This window comes from Achromobacter sp. ACM03 (assembly GCF_014851665.1).
Classification (GTDB): Bacteria; Pseudomonadota; Gammaproteobacteria; order Burkholderiales; family Burkholderiaceae_B; genus Achromobacter; species Achromobacter aegrifaciens.
In genome coordinates, this window is sequence record NZ_JACVAD010000003.1 from 18,811 (window position 1) to 30,631 (window position 11,821).

General features: G+C 65.0%; 11 protein-coding genes. 3 read left to right on the forward strand and 8 right to left on the reverse strand.

The window, feature by feature from the left end; genetic code table 11:
• Positions 1-2: 2 nt before the first annotated feature.
• The 5 genes from gsiC to IB257_RS15820 form a co-directional block, all read right to left on the reverse strand.
• The gene (gene gsiC / locus IB257_RS15800; RefSeq protein WP_013392281.1) at positions 3-923 is read right to left on the reverse strand and encodes a glutathione ABC transporter permease GsiC; all 921 of its coding nucleotides are present in this window, start codon (positions 921-923) and stop codon (positions 3-5) included.
• A gap of 89 nt (positions 924-1,012) precedes the next feature.
• Positions 1,013-2,566 (reverse strand): glutathione ABC transporter substrate-binding protein GsiB, encoded by a 1,554-nt coding sequence (gsiB, locus tag IB257_RS15805; protein WP_054450705.1) that lies wholly within the window; start codon positions 2,564-2,566, stop codon positions 1,013-1,015.
• A 66-nt stretch (positions 2,567-2,632) separates the two neighbouring features.
• The gene (locus IB257_RS15810; protein ID WP_192492559.1) at positions 2,633-4,513 is read right to left on the reverse strand and encodes a dipeptide ABC transporter ATP-binding protein; all 1,881 of its coding nucleotides are present in this window, start codon (positions 4,511-4,513) and stop codon (positions 2,633-2,635) included.
• A 44-nt stretch (positions 4,514-4,557) separates the two neighbouring features.
• Positions 4,558-5,538 carry an isoaspartyl peptidase/L-asparaginase family protein gene (locus tag IB257_RS15815; RefSeq protein ID WP_054450701.1) on the reverse strand — a complete coding sequence of 327 codons (981 nt, stop codon included), beginning with the start codon at positions 5,536-5,538 and terminating at the stop codon, positions 4,558-4,560.
• Entirely contained in the window at positions 5,535-6,410 is an 876-nt protein-coding gene (locus IB257_RS15820) for a MurR/RpiR family transcriptional regulator (protein WP_054450699.1), read from the reverse strand. The genes IB257_RS15815 and IB257_RS15820 overlap by 4 nt, the downstream gene beginning before the upstream one ends.
• 189 nt (positions 6,411-6,599) lie before the next feature.
• Here IB257_RS15820 and IB257_RS15825 point away from each other — a divergent pair, with 189 nt between their 5' ends.
• On the forward strand, positions 6,600-7,058 hold the full coding sequence (locus tag IB257_RS15825; RefSeq protein ID WP_054450697.1) for a GNAT family N-acetyltransferase: 459 nt from the start codon (positions 6,600-6,602) through the stop codon (positions 7,056-7,058).
• A gap of 43 nt (positions 7,059-7,101) precedes the next feature.
• Here IB257_RS15825 and IB257_RS15830 read toward each other — a convergent pair whose 3' ends face one another.
• The 3 genes from IB257_RS15830 to IB257_RS15840 all read right to left on the reverse strand — a co-directional run bounded on the left by IB257_RS15830 (position 7,102) and on the right by IB257_RS15840 (position 9,100).
• The gene (locus IB257_RS15830; RefSeq protein ID WP_054450695.1) at positions 7,102-7,755 is read right to left on the reverse strand and encodes a CoA transferase subunit B; all 654 of its coding nucleotides are present in this window, start codon (positions 7,753-7,755) and stop codon (positions 7,102-7,104) included.
• An 11-nt stretch (positions 7,756-7,766) separates the two neighbouring features.
• A complete protein-coding gene (locus tag IB257_RS15835; RefSeq protein ID WP_025137174.1) occupies positions 7,767-8,465 on the reverse strand; it encodes a CoA transferase subunit A in 699 nt (232 codons plus the stop codon).
• Between the two features lie 185 nt (positions 8,466-8,650).
• Positions 8,651-9,100 carry a thioesterase family protein gene (locus IB257_RS15840; RefSeq protein ID WP_054450693.1) on the reverse strand — a complete coding sequence of 150 codons (450 nt, stop codon included), beginning with the start codon at positions 9,098-9,100 and terminating at the stop codon, positions 8,651-8,653.
• Positions 9,101-9,212: 112 nt separating this feature from the next.
• Between IB257_RS15840 and IB257_RS15845 the strand changes: the two genes are divergently transcribed.
• Entirely contained in the window at positions 9,213-10,859 is a 1,647-nt protein-coding gene (locus IB257_RS15845) for an electron transfer flavoprotein-ubiquinone oxidoreductase (RefSeq protein ID WP_054450691.1), read from the forward strand.
• Between the two features lie 74 nt (positions 10,860-10,933).
• Positions 10,934-11,794, forward strand: a complete 861-nt coding sequence (locus IB257_RS15850; RefSeq protein WP_192492560.1) for an NAD-dependent epimerase/dehydratase family protein — start codon at positions 10,934-10,936, stop codon at positions 11,792-11,794.
• Positions 11,795-11,821: the final 27 nt, after the last annotated feature.

Below are 11,821 nucleotides of genomic sequence, written 5' to 3' on the forward strand. Positions count from 1 at the left end.
CCTCACTTGTAACGGATGCTGGGATTGATGACGCCATAGAGCACGTCGACAATCAGGTTGATCAGGATGAATTCCAGCGAGAACAGCAGCACCAGGCCCTGGATCACCGGATAGTCGCGCTGGGTCACGGCGTCCACCAGCAGGCGGCCGAGGCCGGGCCAGTTGAACACGGTCTCGACCACGATGGAGCCGCCCAGCAGGAAGCCGAACTGCAGGCCCATCATCGTGACGACGGGAATCAGCGCATTGCGCAGCGCATGCTTGATCACGACGCGGCGCTCGGTCAGGCCCTTGGCGCGGGCGGTCCGCACGAAGTCTTCCTGGATGACTTCCACGAAGGAAGCCCGGGTAAAGCGCGCCATCACGGCCGCCACGGCGGCGCCCAGCGTGATGGACGGAAGTATGTAGTGTTGCCAGGTCGAGGCGCCCACGGTAGGCAGCCAACCCAGATTCACGGAGAAGACCTGCATCAGCATCATGCCCAGCGCGAACGCGGGGAACGAGATGCCGGACACCGCCAGCGTCATGCCGAGACGGTCGGGCCAGCGATTGCGCCATACCGCCGACACGATCCCGATGATCATGCCGAAGGTCACTGACCACACCATGCTGGCGAGCGTGAGCCACAGGGTAGGCATGAAACGGTCGGCGATTTCGGTCGAGACGGGGCGCTTGGTACGCAAGGAGGTACCCAGGTCGCCTTGCAGCATGTGGCTGAAATAGCGCACGAACTGCTGCGGCAGCGGCAGATCCAGTCCCAGTTCCTTGCGCACGAGCTCGACGGTCTGCTGGTCGGCCTCCTGGCCCGCGGCCAGTCGCGCCGGGTCGCCCGGAAGCATGTGCACAAACAGGAACACGACCACGGCTACCAGCAGCAGCGTGGGGATCATGCCCAAAAGACGTTTGACGATGTAGGTCAGCATTGAAATTCCTGCAACATCGGCGGGGACACCGCGCCCCCGCCGTATGTGGCCTTACAGGGGCGACTAGGCCCCGAGAGTTACTGCCAGATTTACTGCTTCAGATCGATGTCGCCGAACCAGAACGAGGTGTCCGGCTCAACGTACACGCCCGACAGGTTCTTCGACTTCACGTACAGGTTGTTCTGGGTCACCAGGAAGGCCCACGGGGCGTCCTTCCAGATGGTTTCCTGAACGTTCTTGTAGATCTCGGTCTTCTTGGCGCGGTCGGTCGTGGCCAGGGCTTGCTGGATGCCATCGTCCACCGACTTGTTCGAGTAATACGACACGTTGTTGAGCACCGGCGGGAACGCGGCGGTGGTCAGCAGCGGACGCAGGCCCCAATCGGCTTCGCCGGTCGAGGACGACCAGCCGGCGTAGTACATGCGGACCTTGGCGTCTTCAGGCTTCTGCACCTGTTGGACGCGCTGCACGCGCTGGCCCGATTCCAGCACTTCGACGGACACCTTGATGCCGACTTGCGCCAATTGCTGCTGCAGGAACTGCACCACCTTCACCGAGGTGCCGTCGTTATAGGCGGACCACAGCTGGCTTTCGAAGCCGTTGGGGTAGCCGGCTTCGGCCAGCAGGGCCTTGGCCTTCTTGATGTCGTACGGCCACGGGCCGGTCTTGTGCGCGTAGTCCACGCCTTGCGGCACGACGCCGTCGACGATGGTGGCATAGCCCGAGAAAGCGACCTTGGCCAGGGCTTCCTTGTTGATGGCGTAGTTGATGGCTTCACGCACCTTGACGTTGTCGAACGGCTTTTGCTGCGTGTTCATCGACAGGTAGCGCGCCATGATCGAGTTGTGGTGATCGACCACGTCCAGCTTGTCGTTCTTCTTCAGCACGGCGGCCTGCTCGAACGGCACCGGGAAGGCGAACTGCGCTTCACCCGTCTGCACCACGGCGGCGCGGGTGTTGTTGTCCGTCACGGTACGGAAGGTCAGGGTGTCGACCTTGGGGTAGCCCTTCTTCCAGTAGCCGTCGAACTTCTTGACCTTCAGGTATTCGGCCGGCTTCCATTCGACGAATTCGAAGGGACCGGTGCCCACAGGGTGGAAGCCGATTTCCTTGCCGTACTTGGCCAGCGCGGCGGGCGAGATCATCATGGCGGCCGGGTGGGCCAGCGCGTTGATGAAGGCCGAGAACGGCTTCTTCAGCGTGATCTTGACGGTCATCGGGTCGACCACTTCGGTCTTGTCGATGACGCTGAACTGGATGTAGCGCGACAGGCGGTTGTCCGGATTGGCCGGACGGTCGAAGTTGATCTTGACGGCTTCGGCGTTGAAATCGGTGCCGTCATGGAACTTCACGCCGGGACGCAGCTTGAAGGTGTAGACCAGGCCGTCTTCGCTGACGGTGTAGTCGGTGGCCAGGACCTTCTGGACCTTCAGGTCCTTGTCGAACTCGAACAGGCCTTCATAGTAGGCCTTGCCGGCCGCCTGGTTCAGCGTGCTGTTGGTGTTGTACGGATCGAGCGTTTCCAGCGCGATGGAGACGGCGAACGTCACGTCCTTGGCGGCATGCGCCAGCGGCGACGCGATCACGCCGAAGGCCAGCGCAGCGGCGGCCATCAGTTTGGTGGGGCGCAGAACTTTCATCATTGCAACTCCTGGTTCCAAAAAGGAATTAGGGGGTTTGGTGGAAGAAAAACAAGTACGACAACTGACTCAATACGCTCCGCCGACCGGATGCCGGGCGACGAAGTGATCCGTTCCGACCTGCACCAGCGGCTGCACCACGGGCTCGTCGCCGAGCTTGCGGATGGGGCTGGGGATTTCGTCGGACAACAGCGTGCGCTTCATGTGGCGGCGGGCCGGATCGGCGATCGGCACGGCGGACATCAGCTTCTTGGTGTAAGGGTGCTGCGGATTCTCGAAAATGGCGCGGCGCGGCCCGATCTCCACGATCTGGCCCAGGTACATGACGGCGACGCGGTGGCTGACGCGCTCGACCACGGCCATGTCATGCGAAATGAACAGGAAGGAAATGCCCATGTCGCGCTGCAGGTCGATCAGCAGGTTCACGATCTGCGCCTGGATCGACACGTCCAGCGCCGACACGGATTCGTCCGCGATCACGACCTTGGGGTTCAAAGCCAGGGCGCGCGCAATGCAGATGCGCTGGCGCTGGCCGCCCGAAAATTCGTGCGGATAGCGCTGCGCCATTTCCGCCGGCAGGCCCACGCGTTCCAGCAGTTCGGCCACGCGGCGCTCGGCATCGCGGCCACGGGCCACGCCGTGCACCAGCAGCGGCTCCATGATGGAAAAGCCGACCGTCACGCGCGGATCCAGCGAGGCGAACGGGTCCTGGAACACGAACTGGATGTCGCGGCGCAGGGATTGCAGTTCGGTGTTCTTCAGGCGCACGATGTCGCGGCCGCCGAAGCGGATCTCGCCGCCCTGGCTGTCGACCAGGCGCAACAGCGAGCGGCCGGTGGTGGACTTGCCGCAACCGGACTCGCCCACCAGCGACAGCGTTTCGCCGGGGAACAGGTCGAAGCTGACCTGCTCCACCGCATGCACGCGGCGCTGCACGCGGCTCATGATGCCGCCGCGCAGATCGAAGCGGGTGACCAGCTTGCGCACGCTCAGGATAGGCTCGCGCTTGGCGTCCGGCGCGGCGGGCGCGCTGACCGGAGCTGCCTCGGGCTGGGCCTGGCCTTCGGCCTGCAGCAGCGGGAAACGCGCGGGCAGGTCCGTGCCCTGCATGGCGCCCAGCTTCGGCACGGCCGACAGCAGCGCCTTGGTGTAGCGGTGCTGCGGCGAGGCGAATACCTGCTCGGACGGGCCTTCCTCGACCTTGTCGCCGCGGTACATGACCAGCACGCGGTCGGCCACTTCCGCGACCACGCCCATGTCGTGGGTGATGAACACCACGCCCATGTGCATTTCTTCCTGCAGCTGGCGGATCAGTTGCAGGATCTGCGCCTGGATGGTGACGTCCAGCGCGGTGGTGGGTTCGTCGGCGATCAGCAGCGCCGGCTTGCAGGCCAGCGCCATGGCGATCATCACGCGCTGGCGCATGCCGCCCGACAGTTGGTGCGGGTAGCGGTCCAGCACCGACTTGGCTTCCGGAATGCGGACCTGCTCCAGCATGCGCAGCGCCTCGGCGCGCGCGGCCGCGGCGTCCTTGCCCTGGTGCTGGCGGATCGATTCGGCGATCTGATCGCCGGCGGTGAAGACCGGATTCAGGGAGGTCATCGGCTCCTGGAAGATCATGGCCATGTCCGCGCCGCGCACACTGCGCATTTCGCGTTGGCTGGATCCGACCAGGTCCATCACGGAACCGTTGCGCCGCCGCAGGGCCATGCTGCCCTGGGCGATGCGCCCGCCGCCGTGCTCCACCAGACGCATGAGCGCCAGGGACGTCACCGATTTGCCCGAACCCGATTCGCCCACGATGGCCAGGGTCTCGCCCCGGTCCACATGGAACGACAGATTGCGCACGGCTTCGACCGTGCGCTCCGATCCCACGAAGCGCACCGTCAGGTCGTCGACCTGGACCACGCGGTTTTCCGGCAGCGCCAGGCTGTTTGCGCGATCAACCATCTCTTTTGATTCCCCAAATACTGAAAAAACGAACCCGCCGCCGCTTATCGGTAGATAGCGGTGACCGGCTTCTCGCCGACGCGGGCGTAACCCCGATACATGCCTTCCGTGTTGAACGGCAAGGCCACATTGCCCTGGGCGTCGACGGCCACCAGGCCGCCCTTGCCATCGATGGTGGGCAGCTTTTCATGCACGACGCGGTCGGCGGCCGCTTCCAGCGACGCGCCGCAATATTCCATCTGCGCCGCCACGTCATAGGCGGCGACCATGCGGATGAACATTTCGCCGGTGCCCGTGGTGGACACCGCGCAGGTCTTGTTGCTGGCATAGGTGCCGGCGCCGATCAGCGGCGCGTCGCCCACGCGGCCGACCTGCTTGTTGGTGATGCCGCCGGTCGAAGTGGCCGCGGCCAGGTTGCCCTGGGCGTCCACCGCCACCGCGCCCACGGTGCCGAACTTCTTGTCCGAGTCCAGCGGATCGGCCGGTGCGGGCTGGCCGCGCGCGACCAGCGCCTGGCCGTCATGGTCCAGCACCGCCGCTTCCGGCGTTTCGCGCTGCACGCGCAGCAGCTGTTCGCGGCGGGCTTCGGTGGAGAAGTAGGAGGGATCGACCAGTTCCACGCCTTCTTCCTTGGCGAAGGCTTCGGCGCCCTCGCCCACGAAGAACACGTGCTTGCTGTTTTCCATGACCTTGCGCGCGGCGAAGATCGGGTTGCGCACGCGGTGCACGCCGGCGATCGCGCCCGAGCGCAGCGTGGCGCCGTCCATGATGGCGGCGTCCAGTTCGTGGGTGGCGGCGCTGGTGAACACGGCGCCATGGCCGGCGTTGAACAGCGGACAGTCTTCCAGCAGGCGGACGGCTTCGGTCACGGCGTCCAGGGCGCTGCCGCCACGGGCCAGCACGGCCTGGCCGGCGGTCAGGATGGATTCCAGCGCGCTCAGGTACTCCTGTTCTTTCTCGGGCGACATGGCCGCGCGGGACATCGCGCCGGCGCCACCGTGAATCGCAATCACGGGTTGAATCATCGTTTACCTACTCCATGGATGAGCCACGGCATCACGGACTGGGTCACCCCAGCGGCGGCCGCGACGGAATTCTTGGCCCGATAGGCCACCGCGGCCGACAGGGCTTCGATCAGCCCCAGCGCAGCGGTTTCGGAATTGGGAATCAGCTGGCGCGCGGAATACGCATACAGCAACACGGAAGCCGTGGGCGCCAGCGGCGAGGTGGGCTTGTCGGTCAGCACCAGCACCGGCACGCCGGCCTGCTTGGCGGCGCCGGCCAACGTCACCGTGTCGGCCAGGTAGCGGGGAAAGCCGATGGCGATCACCAGGTCCTTGGACGTCATGCGCGCCATCTGGCGCGCCGCGTGCGACACGCCGCCGGGACCGGCCAGAGATTCGACGGAATGCAGATGCATGCACAGGCCGCGCTGCAGGAGGCCGGCCAGGAAGCCGCTGGCGCCGAAACCGATGATGAAAACGCGGTCGGCGGCCAGGATGGCCTCCACTGCCTGCTCGCAGGCGGCGGCGTCCAGCGACTGCAGGTTGCGCTGGGCATTGCGGATGTCTTCTTCCAGCGTAGCGGCGAAGATCTGCACGGCGCTGGCGGAATGCGCCAGCTCTGTGCGCAGCTTTTCCACCGGCTCCAGCGCCGCCTCGAAGCCGCGCGCGAGTTCGGCGCGGAACTGCGGATAGCCCGGCAGGTCCAGGGCGCGCGCGAAGCGGTTGGCCGTCGCCACCGACACTCCCACCGCCGCGGCGAACTCATCGATGGTCATGGTGGCGGCGCGGAACTGGTGCGCCAGCACGTACTCGGCCATCTTGTGCTGAGTACGGCTCAGCGCGGGCTGGGCCCGGGCGATCCGGTCAGCAATCGTGAGTGCGGCCTTGGTCATCGAGGGGGGAGATGTAGCGGGAGTTTATGTAAATCTGTTTACAAACAAATTTTAGAGAAGAAAATAGATTTTCATACTAAGGGTATACCCGTGAAAACATGTAACAGTGCATCGAATAAAACGGGGTCGGTTTGAGGTACGCTAAGGCCCGCCCTAATGGCCCCCACCCCGCCACACCGGATTGACGCTATGCCCGATTGGATCTGCAAGCCGCACCAGGAACTGACCGTGACCGAGATCTACGCGATCCTGCGGTTGCGCACGGAAGTCTTTGTCATTGAACAGAATTGCATCTTCCAGGACATGGATGGCAAGGATCTGATCGGGCAGACCTCGCACCTGATGGCCTGGCAGGACGGCAAGCTCGCCGCCTATTGCCGCATCCTGGATCCGTCGCTGAAGGACGGCCAGATCGAGATCGGACGCGTCATCACCGCCCCCTGGACCCGCGGCCAGGGCCTGGGCCACGAGCTGATCCGCCACGCGATGCAGGAAGTACGCCTGCGCTGGCCCGGCCGCGCCATGTACCTGGGCGCGCAGGCCCGACTGCGCAACTACTACGGCGGCCACGGCTTCGTGCAGGTCACCGAGGAGTACATCGAGGACGGCATCCCGCATGTGGGGATGCGGCTCGACGAAACGGCATAAAAAACGCCCCGGAGGGGCGTTTTTCATGGGTGCGGCGCAAGGATTACTTGACTGCCGACACGTCCAGCTTGGCCTGGGTCTTGGACTTGATCTCGTCCACCGTCACGCCCGGCGCCGTTTCCAGCAGCTTGAGGCCGTTTTCGGTGACTTCCATCACGCCCAGGTCGGTGATGATCAGGTCGACCACCCCCACGCCCGTCAGCGGCAGGTTGCATTCGGACAGCAGCTTGATGTCCTCGGTGCCGTCCTTTTTCTTGGCCACGTGCTCCATCAGGACCACGACGCGGCCCACGCCCGCCACCAGGTCCATGGCGCCGCCCATGCCCTTGACCATCTTGCCCGGAATCATCCAGTTGGCCAGGTCGCCCTTTTCGGACACCTGCATGGCGCCAAGAATGGCCAGGTTGATCTTGCCGCCGCGGATCATCGCGAACGAATCCGCCGACGAGAAGATCGAGGAGCCGGGCAAGGTCGTGACCGTCTGCTTGCCTGCGTTGATGAGGTCGGCGTCGACCTCATCGTCGGTGGGGAACGGGCCGATGCCCAGCAGGCCGTTCTCGGATTGCAGCCACACTTCCATGCCCTTGGGCACGTGGTTGGCCACCAGGGTCGGCAAGCCGATGCCCAGGTTCACATAAAAGCCGTCTTGCAGCTCGCGCGCGGCGCGTGCCGCCATTTCATCGCGGGACCATGCCATGTCTGTTCTCCTTAGGCCGGGCGAGTGGTGCGTTGTTCGATGCGCTTTTCGGGCGTGGCATTCAGCACGATCCGATGCACATAGATGCCGGGCAGATGGATCTGATCGGGATCCAGGCTGCCGGTGTCAACGATTTCCTCGACTTCGACCACCGTGAACTTGCCCGCCATGGCGACGTTCGGATTGAAGTTGCGGGCGGTCTTGCGGAACACCAGGTTGCCGCTGCGGTCGGCGATGTGCGCCTTGACCAGCGACACGTCCGGCACCAGCGAACGCTCCATCACGTACTGCTGGCCATCGAACTCGCGGATTTCCTTGCCGTCGGCGACGATGGTGCCCACGCCGGTGCGGGTGAAGAAGGCCGGGATGCCGGCGCCGCCGGCGCGCAGCTTCTCGGCCAGCGTGCCCTGGGGAGTGAACTCCAGCTCGAGTTCGCCGGACAGGTACTGGCGCTCGAATTCCTTGTTCTCGCCCACGTAGGACGCAATCATCTTGCGGACCTGGCGCGTATTGAGCAGCTGGCCCAGGCCGAAGCCGTCGACGCCCGCGTTATTGCTGATGCAAGTGAGATCCTTCACGCCCGAATCGCGCAGCGCGGCGATCAGTGCCTCGGGAATGCCGCAAAGGCCGAAACCGCCCACGGCAATCATCTGGCCGTCCTTGACGATGCCTGCCAGCGCCTCCTGGGCGCTTGCAAAAACCTTGTCCATCGCTCCAACTCCTAGTTAAGGTCGAACTTGAAGAGGGCGCGGCTGCCGACGCCGGTCCCAGCAACACCGTACGGAGTCCTGTGCGGCTGGCGCCTAGGGTGGCGCGCCCTTATTGCTTTTTTGATTTTGCGCTGATTTTACCGGCATGGCCGGCCAACGCACGCGCTATTTTGGCCGGCGCCGATTCAAGCCCCGGGCTTGAACATGGCGCCCAGCTTGGACAGCACCTCTTGCGGCCACGGGGCGGACGCATTGACCACATAGTCCATCCAGACTAGCACGTTGCGCGCGCGGGCATACGGACCGCCTTCGTCGCCCGCCTTCTCCAGCAGCAATTCGAATTCGGCGCTGGATCGGCCTATGCGCATGAGTTTGTGCGTCACGAGCACATTGGCGGGATAGGTCAGCGGCCGCAGAAAATCGCAGGACGCATGCGCCAGGATGAGCCCCTGATCTGCGGGGAGCGCGAAACCCGCGCCATAAAGTATCTGTATCCGGGCCTCTTCCATGAGGCGGAAATACATCGCATTGTTCAGATGATTCAGAGCGTCCGAGTCGCCCCACCGCAAAGGCAGTTCGACTTGATGGATATCTCCCACGGCCAGGATCCGCGCTGAGGTTTTGTCCGCGTTCACCAATTACTCCTGATGGCTAAAAGAAATACGAAGGCAACCATGGCCTCCGCCTGCAATACAATCGCCGATAATACTTCCAGCCATATATGGAATACATACGGGGAGCTTTGCAATGTCTGAACGCGAGTCGATGGAATATGACGTGGTCGTGGTTGGCGGTGGACCCGCCGGCCTGGCCACTGCTATCCGTCTTAAGCAGTTGGCCGCTGAGAAGAATCAGGAAATCGGCGTCTGCGTACTTGAAAAGGGCGCGGAACTGGGTGCACACATCCTGTCCGGCGCCGTCATGGACCCGCTGGCGCTGACCGAGCTCATCCCCGACTGGAAGGAAAAAGGCGCGCCCCTGAACGTGCCCGTCACGCATGACAAGTTCATGTTCCTGTCCGAGACCGGCGCGCGCACCACGCCCAACTGGCTGCTGCCGCCCTGTTTCCACAACGAAGGCAACTACATCGTCCGTCTGGGCGATGTCGTGAAGTGGATGGGCGAGCAGGCCGAGGCCCTGGGCGTGGACATCTTCCCGGGCTTCGCAGCCGTGGAAGTGCTGTACGACGAAAACGGCGCGGTCCGCGGCGTGGCCACCGGCGACATGGGCGTGGCCCGCGACGGTTCGCACACCGACCATTACCAGCCCGGCATGGAGCTGCACGCCCGCTACACCGTGTTCGCCGAAGGCGCGCGCGGCCAGTTGGGCCGCCAGCTGATCGAACGCTATAAGCTGGACGATGGCCGCAATCCTCAGTCCTACGGCATCGGCATCAAGGAAATGTGGGAAGTCGATCCGGCCCAATCCAAGCCCGGCCTGGTGATCCACACCGCCGGCTGGCCGCTGGACGCCGACACCTACGGCGGCTCCTTCCTCTATCACCTGGACAACAACCTGGTGGCGGTGGGCATGATCGTGGGCCTGGACTACGCCAACCCCTGGTTGTCGCCGTTCGACGAATTCCAGCGCTACAAGACGCACCCCGCCATCCGCGGCACCTTTGAAGGCGGCAAGCGCATCGCCTACGGCGCGCGCGCCATCACCGCGGGCGGCCTGCTGGCCCTGCCCAAGCTGACTTTCCCGGGCGGCGTGCTGGTCGGCTGCGAAGCCGGTTTCCTCAACGCCTCGCGCATCAAGGGCAGCCACGCCGCCATCAAGTCCGGCAAGCTGGCCGCCGAAGCCGCGTTCGACGCGCTGGTCGCTGACCGCCGCCAGGACGAGCTGGCCGCTTACCCCGCGGCCTTCGAGTCTTCCTGGCTGCATGCGGAACTGAACAAGGCGCGCAACTTCAAGCAGTGGTTCAAGAAGGGCCGCACCATCGCCACCGTGATGACCGGCGTCGAACAGCTGCTGCTCAAGGGCAAGATGCCCTGGACCCTGCGCCACAACAAGCCCGACCACGCCTGTCTGCAACCCGCATCGCAATGCGCGCGCATCGACTACCCCAAGCCCGACGGCAAACTGACCTTCGACAAGCTCAGCTCGGTGTTCATCTCGAACACCAACCATGACGAGAACGAACCCGTCCACCTGACGCTGAAGGATCCGTCCGTGCCAGTGCAGGTCAACCTGGCCAAGTATGGCGGCCCGGAATCGCGCTACTGCCCGGCGGGCGTGTACGAATTCGTCAAGGACGACCACGGCGAGGACCGCCTGCAGATCAACGCGCAGAACTGCGTGCACTGCAAGACCTGCGACATCAAGGACCCGACCCAGAACATCGTCTGGGTGGCCCCGCAAGGCGGCGAAGGGCCCGTGTACAGCGGCATGTAACGCTACCGGACGCCCGCGCCCGGCCACCGAAGGCGCCCCGCGGGGCGCTTTTTTTTCGACAGGCAGAACTCTCCATGACCGAACGCGTACTCCTTATCGGCTGCGGCGACCTGGGTCAGCGCGCGGCCCGGCGTTTCCTGGCGCGCGGCGACGAAGTCTACGCGCTGCGCCGCAATCCACCGGTCGGGGATGTGGCCGGCATCCGCTGGCTGCGGGGCGACATCTCCCGCGCCGACGGGCTGCCCGCCCTGCCCCCGGGTGTCACGCGGCTCATCCACCTGCCCGCGCCCGGCGCGCGCGAAGCCGCCGCCTACCGCGCGGTGTTCGTCGATGGCCTGAAACACGTGCTGGACGCGCTGGACGCCACACAGCTCAAGCGCGTCGTGTTCATCTCGTCCAGCGCGGTCTACGGCGAACACGAAGGCGGCTGGGTCGACGAAGACACGCCGCCCGCGCCGCTGGGCGTCAATGGCCGCATCCTGCTCGAGGCCGAAGCCGCGCTGGCGGCCCGCGGCCTGCCCTCGACCGCCTTGCGCCTGGCGGGCCTCTACGGCCCCGGACGCCTGCACTTGATCGAACGCCTGCGCCAAGGCGCGGCAGGCGCGCCGACCGCTCCCGAACACTGGGCCAACCGCATCCACATCGACGACGCGGCGGGGGCCGTGGTCCATCTGGCGCTGCTGCCCGACGTCGCGCCTGTCTACATAGGCTGCGACGATACGCCGCTGCCCCTGCACGAGCTCTATGCCGACCTTGCCAGGCTGATCGGCGCCCCCGCGCCGCGCGAGGCGCCGGCGCCGGCCAACGTCGGCAGCAAGAAGCTGAGCAACGCCCGCCTGCGTGCCAGCGGCTTCACCCTGCAATGGCCGGACTCGCGGCTCGGCTATGCCGCGCTGCTGGCGGCGGCAGGCAACCCGGACGCGCCGCAGGCATAGTTCGCCGCGCATCGAATCGTGGCCGTC